Below are 15934 nucleotides of genomic sequence, written 5' to 3'. Positions count from 1 at the left end.
CGGCCCCGCCTCAGCAGCTCATCGCCAGCACGCGGCTGATTTCGGTGAGCGAGCGGCCTGATTGCTCCATCCAGGTGTTGAAGGCGCCTTGCACCGCTTTCAGCGCGGATTTTGAAGTGGCGGGTTTGTCGATCACCCCTTCGGCGATCAGGCGCGCGGTGACGTCTTGTGACAGGATGAAACTGTCGCGGCCGGCAAAGCGCATGGCGTATTGGCCGGTCATGCCGCCGAGGCGGCTGCCGCGTTTCTTGAGCATCTCCAAGAGCCCGATGTAATCGGTGGAGGGCCAGCCGCCCAGCACCTTGCCCGCACCGCCCTGGTCGCGCAGCTCCATCAGGAAGGCGGCGTTGGCGCGCACGGTGGCGAGCTTGGCCCCGTTCCGGACCACGCGGGTGTCGCTGAGGATGCGGTCGAATTCGTCCTCCGGCATGAAGGCGCATGGGCCGGGGGCGAAGCCGTGAAAGACTTCCTCGAAACCCTGCCATTTCGCCTCGATCACTTTCCAGTTGAAGCCCGCCTGGAAGATGCATTTGGTCATGGTGGCGAGCCAGCGGTCCTCGGGCAGCTCGGTCACCTTCGGGTCGGGTCTGGTGAGGTTTTCCTCCAGCGCCTCCGGCCCGCCGTGGCGGTCTGCGGAAATGGCATAGATCTCGTCGAAGCTGCGCATGGCGGGTCCTGTTGGCGTCTCCTCAGGTTAGCGGCGCGCGCGCAGCTCGACAATGGATTTGCCGAGGCGGAAGGGGGCGGCGAAGCTGACGAGGCAGAGGGCGATGATTTGCAAGACCAGGATATGGGCGTTGTCCTGCAGGTACTCCCATTCCTCCTTGAGCTTGGACACATGGGCGATGAGGTCGTCATAGGCGCGGGCGATGATCAGGAAATCGCCGGCGATGGCGGGCACCTTGCGGCGCATGGTGTCCACGGCGGCCTGCGTCGGGGCGTCGAGCGCGGTGAACACAAGAAACGCCTCCGGGTCGAAGGCGCTGGCCTGGGCTTCCATGTCCTTCATGTCGTCCGTTTTTGCGCGGGTGCCGCCGAACAGGAAGCTGAGGCCTTGCAGCGGCGCGACCTCATCCGTCACCGCGATGAACAGCGGAAGTTCGGCGTTGCCGGCGGTGGAGGCGGAGAGGAATTCGACCTTTTCGCACAGGACCGCGATGTCGGCGTCATAGGCGGGATCGCAGAAACGCAGGCGGAAGCGGGCGGCGTCGCGGTCAAAGGCGGCGGTGGCGGCATAGGCGATGTCGATCTGGCGTTCGAGCTTGGAGGAGTCGGCGGCGTAGATGCCGGAAATGACCGCGACCAGCGCGCCGAAGCCGCCGAGGACCACCCAGACGAGGTCCGCCAGTTTCCAGGCGCGGTGGCCCGCCGGTTTGCGGAACAGGAAGGCGGTGCCGATCAGTCCTGCAAAGAAGAACATCAGGAGCAGGGGCAGCTGGTTGTCCGCGATGAAGGCCATGCCCGGTCTCCTGGCTGGGGGTGATGGCCTAACCATAGGAAGGGACAGGGGTTTCAGGCAACAGCCCTCACGAAGCTGTCACCGGCGCGCGGGAACGGCCGGGCGGGAGGGGGGCTCCGTCCGGTGGCTGTGATGGGCCGGGTGGGCCGTTATGTATTGTGGCCGTGTCGTGCTGGCCGGGGTAGAGGTGGCGGCGCCGCCAAGGGCCCGAAGGGGCCGGAGGCGGAGGGCCGGGCAGGGGATCGCAAGCCCCCATGTCCGCTCGAAAGCTTCCGTTGTGCGGAGAACCCCTGCACCCGATGAAGAGGTGGTCTTGGGGGCTCCCGTATCTCCTGGTCGGTAGCGGGGTATCAGTCCGCACCGGTGTCGCGACGGATTGGAGTATGGCAGGGCGGGGTTAAAGGCGGGCAAGCGGGGCGTGCGGTGGATTGGGGTTCGGTGCAACGGTGCTAGGGAGGGCGATTCGGCCCGCCGCGCCGGGGGTCAGGTTTGCAGATGCCGGGGAACGGCGGGCAGATTGCCCACCCTACGGCCCGGTTTGTGCCTCACCCTTCCGGCGGAGTGCCCATTTGGGGCCGCAGAAATGCTCAGAACAGGAAGTTGTTGGCGTCAGCCAGCTCCGCGGCAGAAATGTCCTGAACCGTGATCGTCGAATTGCCGTAGGTGATGATTGTGTCGGCGCCGGCTGAGCTGAAATTCAGGTCCTGCAGGCTGGCGGCACCGCTTTCGAACACGATCAGGTCAAAGGCACTGTTGAAATCGGTGATCGTGTCGTGGCCGTCGCCGGAGTTGAACACAAAGGCATCATAGCCTTTGCCGCCGGTCAGGCGGTCGTTCCCCTTTCCGCCAATGAGCGCATCGGTGCCGCCGCCGCCGTTCAGCCGGTCCTTGCCGGCACCGCCCCACAGGAAGTCGGAGCCGCCGCCTCCCTTGAGCAAGTCGCGGCCGCTCATGCCCGCCAGTTCATCCGCGCCGGCGTTGCCGAACAGTTTGTCATTGCCTGCGCCGCCATAGATGCTGTCAGAACCGCCCTGGCCGTAAATCCGGTCGGCGCCGCCCTCGGACCAGACGATGTCGTCGCCCTGGCCGGCCTGCACGTAGTCCTGATAGTCGTTCAGCCAGAAGGTATCATCGGTATTCCACATGTTGCTGAACTGCACGCCATCCGAGAAGTCATCCATGATGTCGAAGGTCAGATCCATGCCGGTCACGGAGACCAGCGCATTCTCCCAGTAGTCCATGAAGATCGCATCCGTGAGCGTGTAGATGGTGCCGTACTGGTGGTCCGCAAAGGCGCCGAAATACAGGTAGCCGTAGTCGTACTCTTCGAAGACAAACAGCGTGTCGTAGTCGTACCATTCGCTGTAGGAGTAGGTCAGGGTCAGGCCGCTGCTGGGCAGGGAGGTGAAGTCGCCGGACCGGATGGTCACACCTGTTCCAAGCGCATTATACGTTGTGAAATCTGCCATCGGAAATACTCCTGAGGGAATCCTTATCGTTAACGGTTAACGTCTGTTAATGGTTGCATGCAATGGTTGAGGATCCGGTCCTGCCGCAAATCTGCCGGTCTGCGGCAATCTGCGCGGGCTCCGGTAAGGAAAATCTCCGGGGGAGCGAGCGAGGTTCGGACGGGCGGATCCCTTCGCAGCCAAAGGTGCAAATCAAGGAGCGGCGCTGGCAGGGTGTCCTTTGGGACGTGGCGCGCAGCGGCACGGCCCGCGCCTGACCTTCCCCCCGGGAAGGCGCTTCACGCCTCCCCAAGGTCAGGCACGGGCCTTGTGTTGCAGGAGGGAAGCAGGAAAGCGCGCCTTGGGCTCCGCCCGTTCAGGCCTGAAACGCTCCCCCGGAGCGTTTCCGAGACGGCCTGACCTTCCCCCCGGGAAGGCGCTTCACGCCTCCCCAAGGTCAGGCGCGGGCCTTGTGTTATGGAAGGGCGGCTGGAAAGTGAGGTTATTTTTGGAGCCTTTTGGCGTGTTGTCGAACAACTCGAAAATCCTGAAAAGCAAGGCGAGCAGTCGTTGTCTCCAATGGGGTGTTTGCGCCAAATGCGTTTCTTATATCGAGAGATGATACTTCTGATTTTGCTCCGATGATCACTTCTCGCAAGATCAATTCGTCATCGAACTTTTTGAAGAATAGGCCATTCTCCTGATCCGGCTTGCCCAAGTCCACAACCAGCCTCACTTCATTCTCATATTCCCAGTGGATGAATTTTGTAGCGATGCTCTTTTTGATAAAGCCAAAAGTATCACCGTTGAAGCTGCGCTCAGATTCTTGAGCAAAGTCAATTCGGCTCTTTGTGTATTCGACCGGCAAAAGCTCGCCTTCTGAAAGCACGTCGAATCCTAAAGCCAATCCCCTGTGACTATCTGCGTAGTGGCTCCAAATGACTGGATTGTCCCAACTCCGGCAGAAGCAAACAATCCCAATTTCGCGGAAAATTCGGTTTACTTGAGTTGACCAGAGCGTTCTGCTTGCCTTGTTGGGAAGCTTGATAGCGTTGAATTCAAATGGGTCATTGAGGTCGTGGATTGTGGAAATCTTTAACCTTCTATCCCGAATATTTCGTAGTGCGCTTTCTGCACCATAAAATTTGTAAAGCCTCAAACATCCAGCTCCTCCACGAACTTCGCGTTTTCCTGGATATACTGGAAGCGAAGCTCGGGTTTCTTGCCCATCAGGCGCTCGACCAGGTCGCCGGTCTCGCCGGGCTCGTCCTCGTCGATGGTGACGCGGATCAGCTTGCGGGTGGCCGGGTCCATCGTGGTCTCCTTCAGGTCCTTGGCGTCCATTTCGCCAAGACCCTTGAAGCGGCTCACATCAATCTTGCCCTTGCCGCCCAGGCCCTTCTCCAGCCATTTGTCGCGCTCGGCCTCGTCTAGGCAGTAGACGCGTTTGGCGCCCTGGGTCAGGCGGAACAGCGGCGGGCAGGCGAGGTAGAGGTGGCCGCCGTCGATCAGCGGGCGCATCTGGGTGAAGAAGAAGGTCATCAGCAGCGACGCGATATGGGCGCCGTCGACGTCCGCGTCGGTCATGATGATGATCTTGTCATAGCGCAGGTCGTCAAGGTTGAACTTGGTGCCGAGGCCGACGCCAAGCGCCTCGCAGAGGTCGTTGATCTCGGCGTTGGAGCCGAGCTTGTTGGAAGCGGCGCCCAACACGTTCAGGATCTTGCCCTTCAAGGGCAGCAGCGCCTGGTTCACGCGGTTGCGCGCGCCCTTGCCGGAGCCGCCGGCGGAGTCGCCCTCGACGATGAACAGCTCGGTGCCGGAGCGGTCCTTGGAGGTGCAGTCGGTGAGCTTGCCGGGCAGGCGCAGCTTCTTGGTGGCGGACTTGCGCTGGGTCTCCTTCTCCTGCTTGCGGCGCAGGCGTTCCTCGGCGCGCAGGATCAGGAAGTCGAGGATGGCGCCGGCGGATTTGGTGTCGGCGGCCAGCCAGTTGTCGAAATGGTCGCGGACCGAGTTTTCCACCATCTTGTTGGCGGCCTCGGTCGACAGGCGGTCCTTGGTCTGGCCGACAAAGGCCGGGTCGGCGATGAAGCAGGAGACCAGAGCGCAGCCGCCCGCCATCAGGTCGTCGCGGGTGATCTGGGCGGCTTTCTTGTTGCTGACCAGCTCGCCATAGGCCTTGATGCCCTTGAGGATCGCTGCCCAGAAGCCAGTGACATGGGTGCCGCCCTCCGGTGTCGGGACGGTGTTACAATAGGACTGGGTGAAGCCGTCGCGCGACGGCGTCCAGTTGATCGCCCATTCGACGTAACCCGGCTCGCCGAATTTCTCGCGGAACTCGACCTTGCCCGCGAAGGGCTGGTCTGCATAGACGGAGGATTTGCCAAGCACCTCTGTCAGGTAGTCCTTGAGACCGCCGGGGAAATGGAAGGTGGCTTCGGTCGGGGTTTCGCCATCGTCGATTTCCGATTTCCAGCGGATTTCGACGCCGGAAAACAGGTAGGCCTTGGAGCGCACCAGGGTGAACAGGCGCTTGGGCTTGAAGCGGTGGTGGCCGAAGATCTGCTCATCGGCATGGAAGGTCACGAAGGTGCCGCGCTTGTTGGGGGCGGCGCCGATCTTCTCGACCGGGCCCAGGGGCAGGCCGCGGGAGAAGCGCTGCTCGAACAGTTCCTTGTTCTTGGCCACTTGCACGACCATGGAATCCGACAGCGCGTTCACCACCGAGGAGCCGACGCCGTGCAGGCCGCCGGAGGTCTGGTAGGCCTTGCCGGAGAACTTGCCGCCTGCGTGCAGGGTGCAGAGGATCACCTCCAGCGCGGATTTGTCCGGGAACTTGGGGTGCGGGTCGATGGGGATGCCGCGGCCGTTGTCGGAGATTGTGACGGCGTAATCGGAATGCAGGGTCACCTCGATCCGGTTGGCGTGGCCGGCGACAGCCTCGTCCATCGAGTTGTCGAGGATCTCTGCCACCATGTGGTGCAGCGCGCGCTCATCGGTGCCGCCGATATACATGCCGGGGCGCTGGCGGACCGGTTCGAGGCCTTCCAGAACCTCGATCGAGGAGGCGTCATAGGTATCGGATGCAGGCGTGCTGAGGAGATCGTCGGCCATGTGCGGGAACTGCTCTTCCTTGGTGTTGATTGGCGGCCATTATGGCAGGTGTTGGGGCCGGGTGGAAGAGGCACGCAAGGGGCTGTGGATAAGGCGGACAGGGCTGTCTATCGTCTTGAATCTAATACGGTGAGGGCAGCCCCCGCCAATGGGGGCGTCAGGGGCTTTCCGGCGTGCCGCCGGGCCGAACATGCCGCAACGCGTCTACGTTCGTCTTGGTCGGTTGCCGCCGCGAGCGAGTTATCAAACCATCGAAGCTAAGTTCCAGTAATCCGGGTGCGTCGATATTTTCCGTGCGGCGCAGGGGGCTGCGGGGTAGACCTCAGCCAGCGAACGGCAGGAGGAGGGCGCGCAGGTGGCTGAGAAGGGGATCAAGACGCAGGACTGGGCCGCGTTCCGGGCGGAAGCACAGAGGATGCTGGAGGCGGCGCTGGACCAGATGCAGCAGGCCGCGGAGCGTCCCTGGCAGCCGGTGCCGGAGGACATCGATGCACGCTATGCGGTGACCGCGGAAGCGCGCGGGCCGCAGGAAACCGTGGACCGGATCATCCGCGACGTGCTGCCCTATCACGGCGGCAATACCCACCCGCGGTTCTGGGGCTGGGTGCAGGGGTCGGGGCTGGCCTCGGACCTGATCAGCTCTTTGGCGGCGGCGGCGGTCAATGCCAATATGGGCGGGCGCGACCATGGCGCGAATTACATGGAGCGCGCGGTGGTCGATTGGACCCGCCGCAAGATGGGCATGCCGGAGGGGGCCAGCGGGCTGCTGGTCACCGGCACCTCGCAGGCGACGGTGATCGCCTTTCAGGCGGCGCGGCTGCGGGTGCTGAAGGACCTGCGCAAGACCGGGCAGGGCGCGGTGCGGCTGACCGCCTATGCGGGTGAAGGCGTGCATAACGCGACGCTGAAGGCGGTGGAGCTTTTGGGCATCGGCTCGGACAACCTGCGCAAGGTGCCGCTGGCGGAGGGCAAGCTGGACTGCGCGGCCTTGGCTGAGATGGTTGAAAGCGACAAGGCCGCTGGCGCGGTGCCCTTTCTGGTGGTCGGCAATGCGGGCACCGTGGACCTGGGGCTGTTTGACGATCTGAACGCATTGGCGGATGCGGCGGCGGCGCTGGGGCTGTGGCTGCATGTGGACGGGGCCTTTGGTGCCTGGACGCGGATTGCGGATGAGCCTTACAGGTCGCTCAGCGACGGGATCGGGCGGGCCGACAGCATCGCGCTGGATTTCCACAAGTGGATGTATGTGGGCTACGACTGCGGCATGGCGCTGCTGCGCAATGAGGACGAGCACCGGGCGGCCTTTGCGGCGCGGCCCGCGTATCTGGAGGGCGCCGAGCGCGGGCTGGCGGGCGGCGAGCCGTGGTTCTGCGATTACGGCATTGACCTGAGCCGCGGCAACCGGGCCCTGAAGGTGTGGACGGCGCTGGAAACCTATGGCGAGGCGGCGTTCTCAGGGGCGATCACCGGCAATTGCGATCTGGCGGCCTTCATGGCCGCTGAGGTGCAGGCGCAGCCGCGCATGGCGCTGGGGGCGCCGGTGGTGTCGAACGTCTGCGTGTTCACCGCGCGCAGCGATCTGGCGCCGGAGGCGCAGTCGGCGCTGAACGCGCATATTGCCCAGACCCTGCAGGAAAGCGGCGAGGCGGTGTTCTCGACAACCCGCGCAAGCGGCCGCGTGATGCTGCGCGCCGCCATCACCAACCACCGCAGCCGCGAGGCGGATGTGCAGGCGGCCATTGCCGCGGTGGCGCGGGAGGCGGCGAAGTAAAGCGGGGAGCCCCGCGCCTGCCTGGGCGGGCGCAGGCGTGACGGGGCTGCTTGGCACCCGGCGGGGTAAAGAAACAATCATCGCACCAATCTGAGCTGTTGAACGCGCCTGCCGGGGGAAAGCAGGCGCGGGGCGGCGGTGCCGCCAGGCAGAACATCTGTGACGTTCGGTTCCGTCTTTCCGTATGATCTGAACTCGCTACTCTCCGGACCAGACAGTCAGGGAGAGAGACATGGCCTGGATCAGGACCGTTCCGTTTGAAGAGGCAACCGGCAAGCTGAAGAAGCTCTATGAGCGGGTGACCGGGCCAGGCAACAACGTCGACAATATCATGATGGTGCATTCCCTGCGGCCGCATTCGATGGAAGGCCATATGGCGCTGTACAAGAACGTGCTGCATCACACCGGCAACAAGATCCCGAAATGGTTCCTGGAGGTGCTCGGGGTCTGGGTCTCTTCGCTGAACGATTGCGCCTATTGCGTCGAGCACCACTTTGCGGGCCTGCAGCGGCTGCTGGGGGATGAGGCGCGCGGGCTGGCGATCCGGGCGGCGATCGAGGCGCGCGAACCGGAAGCCGCGCCCCTGGAGCCCGCGCAGGTGCTGGCGATGGGCTATGCGCGGATGCTGACAGAGGAGCCTTCCAGTGTCACCGAGGCGGATATCGCGGCGCTGCGGGAGGCCGGGTTTGACGACGGCGGGATCCTGGAGATCAACCAAGTCACGGCCTATTTTGCCTATGCCAACCGGACGGTGCTGGGGCTGGGGTGCTCCACCAAGGGCGATGTGCTGGGATTGAGTCCGAACAACTCGGATGATCCGGGCGATTGGGGGCATAAGTAGGGGCTTTGCCCCTCGGCCCCGGCGGGCCCTCACCCCAGGATATTTTCAGCCAGATGAAAGGGATCAAGCGGCCTGTCGGGGCCGCTTTTTGTTGTGCAGGGGGCGTATCTTTTGATGCAGGTCAGCGCGGGGCGGCGGCGGGGAATGTAAGGTTGCGGCGCAGATTGAAGGAAGGAGTTTTTGATGGACGCCGCAGCAGAAAAGATTGTGCACAACGCCTCGGGAGACATGCCGGTAAAAGCCGCCGCCGAGGCACGCGCGCCCAGTGCCGAGGATATCCGCCGTGCGTTTGAGAGCGGCAGGTACCCGTACCCGAAGAAGCTGGCGCGCAAGGCGTATGAGGCGGAGAAGGCGCGGCTGCAGGCGGAGCTTCTGAAGGTGCAGCTGTGGGCGCAGGAGACCGGCGAGAAGTTCGTGATGCTGTTCGAGGGCCGCGATGCGGCCGGGAAGGGCGGCACCATCAAGCGGTTCACCGAGCACCTGAACCCGCGCTCTGCCCGGGTGGTGGCGCTGAACAAGCCCTCGGACGAGGAGCGCGGGCAGTGGTATTTCCAGCGCTACGTGCAGCACCTGCCGACCAGCGGCGAGATCGTTTTCTATGACCGGTCCTGGTACAACCGGGCGGGTGTTGAACGGGTGATGAGTTTCTGCGAGCCCAATGAGTACCTGGAGTTCATGCGCCAGGCGCCGGAGTTCGAGCGGATGCTGGTGCGCTCCGGCATCCGGCTTTACAAATACTGGTTCTCGGTCACCCAGGAGGAACAGAAGCGGCGGTTCGTCTCGCGCGAGACCGATCCGCTGAAGCAGTGGAAGCTGTCGCCGATCGACAAGGCGTCCTTGGGCAAATGGGACGATTACACCGAGGCCAAGGAGGCGATGTTCTTTTACACCGACACCGCCGATGCGCCCTGGACGGTGATCAAGTCGAACTGCAAGAAGCGGGCGCGGATCAACTGCATGCGGCATTTCCTGGCGTCGCTGGACTATCCGGGAAAGGATCCGGAGATCGCACAGGAGCCGGATCCGCTGATCGTCGGCCAGGCGCATCATGTGATCCATCAGTCCGATCACATCCTGGGCAAGGCCCTGCATCCTGAGAACAGGGCGCGCTGATCCTTGCCTGCGGTGCGGCCTTGCGCTTGCGGGGCCGTGCGGCAGGGCTTAGATCTTTGGGCATGAAACGTTTTGTTCCCTTGCTCGTGCTTGCGCTGCTGGTGCCGCATGGCGCCGGATCGCATCCGCACATCTTTGTCGATACCGGCATGAAGGTCCTTGTCTCGGAAGACGGGCAGCTGCAGGCGGTGGAGATCACCTGGGCCTATGACGAGTTCTATTCGCTGCTGATCTTCGAGGATAAAGGGCTGGACAGCGATTTCGACGGCACCCTGACGGCAGAGGAGCTGGCGAAACTGCAGGGTTTTGATCTGGCCTGGAGCGAGGGGTTTCACGGCGACACCTATCTGACCCGCGGGGGCGAGGCGCTGGCGCTGGGCGCGCCGGAGCATCTGTCCACCGAGGTGTCGGACGGGCGGATCACCACGCGGCACCGGCGGGTTCTGGCAGAGCCGCAGGCGGCGGACGGGGTGGTGATCAAAGCCTATGATCCGACCTATTACACTGCCTATACGCTGAGCGGCGGGCTGGACGTCACCGGCGGCTGCCAGGGCAGCGTGACACCGCCCAACCTGGATGCGGCCTACACCAAGGTGGAGGAGCTGCTTTATGCGATGCCGGCGGACCAGGCAGAGGAAGCCTACCCGGAAGTGGGGGAGGCCTTTGCCGATACCGTCCGGTTGAACTGCGGCGCGTAAGGTGCGGTTTTTCCTGGCAATAGCAGCGCTGGGCGTGGCGGCTCTGGCACTATGGCTTTGGGGCTTTGGCGGCGCCGGAACGGTGTCTGCCTGGGCGGCGGAAGGCCAGCGCGAGGCGCAGAATGCGATGGCGCGGGGCTTGCGCGCCTTGCGAGCGGGCGAGCCGGGGGCGCTGATGGGGCTTTTGTCCTTGTGCTTTGCCTACGGGTTTTTCCACGCCGCCGGGCCGGGGCATGGCAAGCTGGTCATCGGCGGCTATGGCATGGGCAAACCGGTGCCGCTGGTGCGGCTGGCGGGTCTGGCGCTGGCGTCCTCGATGGCGCAGGCGGCCACCGCGGTCTTGCTGGTGGCGGGCGGGCTGATGCTGCTGGACTGGGGCCGCGAGCAGCTGACCAGCGCGGCGGAGGATGTGCTTGCGCCGCTGTCTTACGGGCTGATTGCGCTGGTAGGAGTATGGCTGCTGGCACGGGGCGTGCGGCGGCTGATGGGCAGCCAGACTGCCGCGCAGGGGTCCCGCGATCACCACGACCATGCACATGGGGAGGTCTGCGCCTCCTGCGGCCACCGGCACGGGCCGACGGCGGAGGAAGCCGCCAATGTCCATTCGCTGCGCGTTGCGCTGGCAATCATCGGCGCGGTGGCGCTGCGTCCCTGCACCGGGGCGGTGTTCCTGCTGCTCTTGACCTGGCGGATGGGGGTGCTGTGGGCCGGGATTGCCGGTGCCTTTGCCATGGGCGCAGGCACCGCCACGGTAACGGTTGCAGTGGCTGTTGCGGCGGTGACGATGCGCAAGGGGGCGCTGGCGCAGATGCAGGGAACTGGTGCGCTGCGGGCGGCTGCGGTGCTGGAGATCCTTGCCGGTGCCGTGGTGGCGGTGCTGGCCAGCCAGATCATGCTGCGGGCGCTGTAGGCCTCATTCTGCCAGGGCGCTGTCCAGAAGGGCAAACATCGGCTCCAGCGTCAGGTAGGCCGACATCAGCGCGCCCATCGGCGCGGCCTGTTCGCGCGCGGTCATCTCGTGCCAGAAGGTCAGCGACTTGCGCTGCAGCAGCGCCCCGTGAGGGTGGGCCTTGCCATAAGGGGCAGGGACGCGTTTCAGCTCTGGGTCTTTGATGGCAAACCCCTTGAGCGCGAGGATGTCGACCAGCGCCGCGGTTTCATCGCCGAAGGCGCCGTCGGCGGCCTGCCGCCAGCGCGGCAGCTGGGCTTTGCTGAAGCCCATGATGCCGCCGCCTGCGGTGCAGTAATCCGGCGCGATGCCGAAGAACAGCGCGCAGCCTGCGCTGTTCAGGGTCCACATCATGTGCAGATGAGTATTGTAGGGCGTCTTGTCCTTGGAAAACCGCACGTCGCGCTGCGGGCGGAATAGCTTAGCTGTGACCTGCGCGCCGCTGCGGCGGGTGATCGCCTGCGCCACCTCGTCCATCAACAGGAGCGCAGGGGATTTCAGCTGTGCCTCATACCGGTCCTTGTGTGCGGTGAACCAGTCCCGGCTGTTGTTCTGCGCAAGCGCCGCAAGAAAGGAGCGGGCGTCGGGGATCAGCTGGGCAAAGGCATCGGTCATTCAATGGGCTCCTGCAAGGGGTTGCCTGTGCAGAATACCACCATGGGCCTGTGCGCAGGCAAGGAAACTCTTCCCTTGCCGGGGCGTGCGCACGTGCCTAAGGCTGGCAGGATGAGCACGTCAGCGAACAGACATTCCGAGATGCCCCTGCGCGGCCACGCCCGGGCGATAGCCGTTCTTGGCCTGCCGCTGATCGGCGGCCATGTGGCGCAGTTTGCCATCGGCCTGACCGATACCGTCATGCTGGGCTGGTACGGTGTGGCGGAGCTGGCGGCGGTGACGCTGGGCTCGTCCTATTTCTTCTCGATCTTCCTGCTGGGCTCCGGCTTTGCCTTTGCGGTGATGCCGATGGTGGCGGCTGCGGCCGGCGCGGGAGAGGAGCGGCAGATCCGCCGCTCCACCCGCATGGGGCTGTGGCTGTCGCTTGGGTATGGTGTGGCGGCGATGCCGCTGCTCTGGTGGTCGGAGCCGATCCTGCTGGCGCTGGGGCAGGAGGCGAAGGTGGCGCATGACGCGGCGGAATATCTGCGCATTGCCGGCTGGTCGCTGTTTCCGGCACTTCTGTACATGGTGGCGAAATCCTATCTGGCGGCGCTGGAGCGCACCCAGATCGTGCTGTGGCTGTCGGTCTTTGCCGCGGTGGTCAATGCGCTGGTGAACTATTCGCTGATCTTCGGCAACTGGGGCGCGCCGGAGCTGGGGATCACCGGGGCGGCGATTGCCTCGCTGGTGACCAATGGCGTGTCCTTTGCGCTGGTGCTGGCCTATGCGCTGAAGGTGCTGCCGGAGCATGAGCTGCTGAAGAACTTCCAGCGGCCGGACTGGGAGATGCTGGGCCGGGTGTTCCGCATGGGCACCCCGATCGGCCTGACGACCCTGGCCGAGAGCAGCCTGTTTGCGGCTTCGGCGATGATGATGGGCTGGCTGGGTACGGTGCCGCTGGCGGCGCATGGCATTGCGATATCGCTGGCGGGGCTCACCTTCATGGTGCACCTGGGGCTGTCCAATGCGGCCACCATCCGGGCGGGCAATGCCTTTGGCCGCGGCGACCGGGACCACATGGCGCGCGGCGGCAAGGTGGTGACCGCGATGTCGCTGGCGGTGTCGGCGGTGGGGATCACCCTGTTCCTGACCATCCCGGATCCGCTGATGTCGCTGTTTCTGGACAGTGCCGATCCGCAGAAGGAGCAGATCCTGCTGATCGGCGGCGTTCTGCTGGCGGCAGCGGCGCTGTTTCAGATGATGGACGGGATGCAGGCGATCGCGCTGGGGCTGTTGCGCGGAGTGCAGGACACCGGCATGCCGATGGTGATTGCCGTCCTCAGCTACTGGGTGGTGGGAATTCCCGCCTCATACCTCTTTGGCTTTGTGCTGGACTGGGGCGGCGTTGGCGTCTGGGCCGGGCTGGTGGCGGGGCTGACCTGTGCCGGGCTGTTCCTGATGCTGCGGTTCTGGCGCCGTTCGATCAAGGCGGTTGGCGCGGCGGCCTGAGACATGCGGGCGGGTGTCAGCCCGTCCCGGTCTGCCGTCCCATCACTTGGATTGGGGTGAAAGCACCGAGGATCAGGCGCCTGTGGTCAAAGGGAAGGTCAGCCGGGATGTCAAAGCGGGGATCCTTGGCGATCTGCGCTTCGGCGGCCTCCATTTCCGCCTTGCCGGGCCAGACCTGCCAGCTGAACACGATCTTCTCGCCGGGTTTGGCGGCAACGGCGCGGCGGAAGTCGGTCTGCTGCCCGCCGGGCACGTTGTCCTCCCAGGCGTCGACGATTTCCAGGCAGCCGTATTCGCGGAACAGCGCGGCACTGGCCTTGGCCCAGGCCTTGTAGGCTTCGAAGTTCTTTTCAGGGACAGGGATCACAAATCCGGCGACATACATGGAGGGCCTCCCAAGGCTTGGGCGCAGGCGGCGCCCGGCCTCAGTGAGTTTGCCACGCGGGAGCGTTCCGCTCCAGCCTCCGGGGGCGGTCGGCGGCGCGGGCTTGACCGCCCTGAACCCTGCGGGCAGGGTTCCTCCAGTGCAATGTATTCATTCACAAAGAGGCAGTTTCAGAATGATGACCGACGACGACAAGCGCCTGCTGCGTATTGCCTATGAGGAAGCCAAGGCGGGATTTGACGAGGGCGGCTGCCCGATCGGCTCAGTGCTGGCGCGCGGCGGCCAGGTGGTGGCGCAGGGGCGCAATCAGCGGGTGCAGAAGGGCGATCCGATTGCCCATGGCGAAATGGATGCGCTGCGCAAGGCCGGGCGGCAGAAGACCTACCGGGACACGGTGCTTTTTACCTCGCTGTCGCCCTGCATGATGTGCAGCGGCACCATCGTGCAGTTCGGGATCCCGCGGGTGGTGATCGGCGACACGCAGAACTTTGGCGGCAACGAGGCATTCCTGCGCTCCAAGGGCGTCGAGGTGGTGATCGCCGAAGACCCGGACTGCATCGCGCTGATGGAGCGGTTCATCCGCGAAAAGCCGGAGCTGTGGTCCGAGGATATCGCCGAGTAACAGCGAACCCGCCTGTCAGCTGGTGAAGAATTCCAGCGTGCCGATGTTCTTGGCGCGAACCGCGAATTTGCTGGCAAAGCGCTTCTGGTCGATCTCTCCAAGCTCATCGCGCAATTCCGGGCTGATGCGGATCGGTCCGATCCTGCCGCTGCCCGCTGTCACATCATCCTGGTGCGCCTGTTCCAGCCGGGCGGCCTTATTCACCTCGGGGCCGATCAGGGTGAACTGATGGCGGGTGGCGGAACCGAAATCGCCGCTGAGGACATAGCCTGCGTGCAGGCCGACGCGCAGGCCAAGCGCCTGATCGCCGATGGTGATGCCAGACACGGCGGCCACGGCTTCTTCGGCGGCGCGCACCGCGGCGGCGCAGGTGCTGCGGGCCGTTTCGGCGGCGGGGCCAAGCACCCAGAAGGCCATCAGCCCGTCGCCGATGAACTTGTCGATATGGCCGCCGTGCTGCTGGATCGGCTGGGTCTGGGCATTGAAGAACCGCTGCACGATGTCGGCGATCCGCTCCGGCGGGGTCCGGGTGGTGTAGCCGCTGAAGTTGACCACATCCGAGAACCAGATCACCGCCCGGTCCACCGCATAGCCGGTCTGATGCCCGGCACCGCCCTGCATCCGGCGGCTGAGCGCGTATTCATTGGTGTAGGCATGCAGGATGCGGGTGTCATCCGCCAGCTGCTGGCTGAGCGAGGAGGTGCGGCGGCTGGCGCCGCGCAGCTTGATCGAGATGATCTTGGCGATGTTGCGCCAGATCTTTCCGGCCTCGGGATGCTGTTCGATCTTCTCCTTGTCGACAACCAGCACCTCGACGCTGGTCTCATTCGCCACCAGGTCATAGATCCGCTGGTAGCCGTTGCCGGCAAGATGCTGTTCCCCGATCACCTCGTTGCGGCGGCGGACAAACAGCGTGTGGCCGTCTTCCTTGATCGCAACGGAGCCCTCCACCACGATCCAGAGGCAGGTGGCCGGGTCGCCGCGGGAGCAGAGATACTCGCCTTCGGCAAAGCGGAAGGGGCGGGCGTCCAGCAGATCCGGGTTCTGCAGGTCATCGGCCAGGCCGCACATCACCATGGCCTCCGCATAGCGGGCCCCCAGTGCGTTCAGTTTCTCGATCTTCGGTTTCATGGCTGTGATGCTCCGGCGGTTGTCGGGCGCAGTGCCGCAGAGGACTAAGTCTAGCACGTCTGCCGGAGCGGGGCCTTAACCGCGGTTGCATAGCGAACATCGCGAACCGCGGCGCGCGGGATGGTTCCCGGTGCGCACGCATCTTCCGGCGGCCGGGCGGAAAACTGCGCGGCAGGGGGGCGGGCTTGCGCGGACAAAGGCCGGTCTGCCAAGCATGGCGGCAACTTGCTTACATAAAAGGGAAAATCCGGCGCCATTGCGCCGGGGCACCGGCGAAGTGCGGGTCCGGTATGGTGC

The 15934-nt window shown here is 64.5% G+C and carries 15 protein-coding genes; 7 read left to right on the top strand and 8 right to left on the bottom strand.

Going from position 1 to position 15934, the window contains the following annotated elements:
• Positions 1-10: 10 nt before the first annotated feature.
• The 5 genes from LHL23_RS05680 to parE form a co-directional block, all read right to left on the bottom strand.
• Positions 11-667: a DNA-3-methyladenine glycosylase I gene (locus LHL23_RS05680; protein WP_222478495.1), complete on the bottom strand. Its 657-nt coding sequence runs from the start codon at positions 665-667 to the stop codon at positions 11-13.
• Between the two features lie 27 nt (positions 668-694).
• Positions 695-1459: a hypothetical protein gene (locus LHL23_RS05675; RefSeq protein WP_226429114.1), complete on the bottom strand. Its 765-nt coding sequence runs from the start codon at positions 1457-1459 to the stop codon at positions 695-697.
• 587 nt (positions 1460-2046) lie between these two features.
• The gene (locus tag LHL23_RS05670; RefSeq protein ID WP_226429113.1) at positions 2047-2928 is read right to left on the bottom strand and encodes a calcium-binding protein; all 882 of its coding nucleotides are present in this window, start codon (positions 2926-2928) and stop codon (positions 2047-2049) included.
• Between the two features lie 481 nt (positions 2929-3409).
• Positions 3410-4066, bottom strand: coding sequence for a DUF2971 domain-containing protein (locus tag LHL23_RS05665; protein ID WP_226429112.1), 657 nt, complete (start codon positions 4064-4066; stop codon positions 3410-3412).
• Positions 4063-6021: a DNA topoisomerase IV subunit B gene (gene parE / locus LHL23_RS05660; RefSeq protein ID WP_222478501.1), complete on the bottom strand. Its 1959-nt coding sequence runs from the start codon at positions 6019-6021 to the stop codon at positions 4063-4065. Before parE ends, LHL23_RS05665 begins: the two co-directional genes overlap by 4 nt.
• A gap of 355 nt (positions 6022-6376) precedes the next feature.
• Here parE and LHL23_RS05655 point away from each other — a divergent pair, with 355 nt between their 5' ends.
• From LHL23_RS05655 to LHL23_RS05635, 5 genes are all read left to right on the top strand, one after another.
• Positions 6377-7792: a pyridoxal phosphate-dependent decarboxylase family protein gene (locus LHL23_RS05655; RefSeq protein ID WP_226429111.1), complete on the top strand. Its 1416-nt coding sequence runs from the start codon at positions 6377-6379 to the stop codon at positions 7790-7792.
• Positions 7793-8024: 232 nt separating this feature from the next.
• Complete coding sequence (locus LHL23_RS05650; protein WP_226429110.1) at positions 8025-8633, top strand: carboxymuconolactone decarboxylase family protein; 609 nt, start codon at positions 8025-8027, stop codon at positions 8631-8633.
• A 183-nt stretch (positions 8634-8816) separates the two neighbouring features.
• The gene (gene ppk2, locus LHL23_RS05645) at positions 8817-9746 is read left to right on the top strand and encodes a polyphosphate kinase 2 (RefSeq protein ID WP_413229464.1); all 930 of its coding nucleotides are present in this window, start codon (positions 8817-8819) and stop codon (positions 9744-9746) included.
• Positions 9747-9808: 62 nt separating this feature from the next.
• Positions 9809-10444 carry a DUF1007 family protein gene (locus tag LHL23_RS05640; protein WP_226429109.1) on the top strand — a complete coding sequence of 212 codons (636 nt, stop codon included), beginning with the start codon at positions 9809-9811 and terminating at the stop codon, positions 10442-10444.
• 1 nt (position 10445) lies between these two features.
• On the top strand, positions 10446-11354 hold the full coding sequence (locus tag LHL23_RS05635; RefSeq protein ID WP_226429108.1) for a nickel/cobalt transporter: 909 nt from the start codon (positions 10446-10448) through the stop codon (positions 11352-11354).
• 3 nt (positions 11355-11357) lie between these two features.
• On the opposite strand, the gene LHL23_RS05630 is transcribed toward LHL23_RS05635, so the two are convergent.
• Complete coding sequence (locus tag LHL23_RS05630; RefSeq protein ID WP_222478513.1) at positions 11358-12008, bottom strand: TIGR02453 family protein; 651 nt, start codon at positions 12006-12008, stop codon at positions 11358-11360.
• A 111-nt stretch (positions 12009-12119) separates the two neighbouring features.
• On the opposite strand from LHL23_RS05630, the gene LHL23_RS05625 reads away from it, so the two are divergent.
• Positions 12120-13499: an MATE family efflux transporter gene (locus LHL23_RS05625; RefSeq protein ID WP_226429107.1), complete on the top strand. Its 1380-nt coding sequence runs from the start codon at positions 12120-12122 to the stop codon at positions 13497-13499.
• Positions 13500-13515: 16 nt separating this feature from the next.
• On the opposite strand, the gene LHL23_RS05620 is transcribed toward LHL23_RS05625, so the two are convergent.
• Positions 13516-13884, bottom strand: coding sequence for a DUF1428 domain-containing protein (locus LHL23_RS05620; RefSeq protein WP_226429106.1), 369 nt, complete (start codon positions 13882-13884; stop codon positions 13516-13518).
• Positions 13885-14062: 178 nt separating this feature from the next.
• Between LHL23_RS05620 and LHL23_RS05615 the strand changes: the two genes are divergently transcribed.
• Positions 14063-14506: a nucleoside deaminase gene (locus tag LHL23_RS05615; RefSeq protein ID WP_226429105.1), complete on the top strand. Its 444-nt coding sequence runs from the start codon at positions 14063-14065 to the stop codon at positions 14504-14506.
• Between the two features lie 15 nt (positions 14507-14521).
• On the opposite strand, the gene LHL23_RS05610 is transcribed toward LHL23_RS05615, so the two are convergent.
• On the bottom strand, positions 14522-15637 hold the full coding sequence (locus LHL23_RS05610; protein WP_226429104.1) for a cyclic nucleotide-binding domain-containing protein: 1116 nt from the start codon (positions 15635-15637) through the stop codon (positions 14522-14524).
• Positions 15638-15934: the final 297 nt, after the last annotated feature.

It is taken from the genome of Leisingera sp. McT4-56, assembly GCF_020514995.1.
GTDB classification, from domain to species: Bacteria; Pseudomonadota; Alphaproteobacteria; order Rhodobacterales; family Rhodobacteraceae; genus Leisingera; species Leisingera aquaemixtae_A.
Note: the sequence above shows the minus strand (reverse complement) of the source record. Positions and strands in the feature narration are given on the sequence as shown.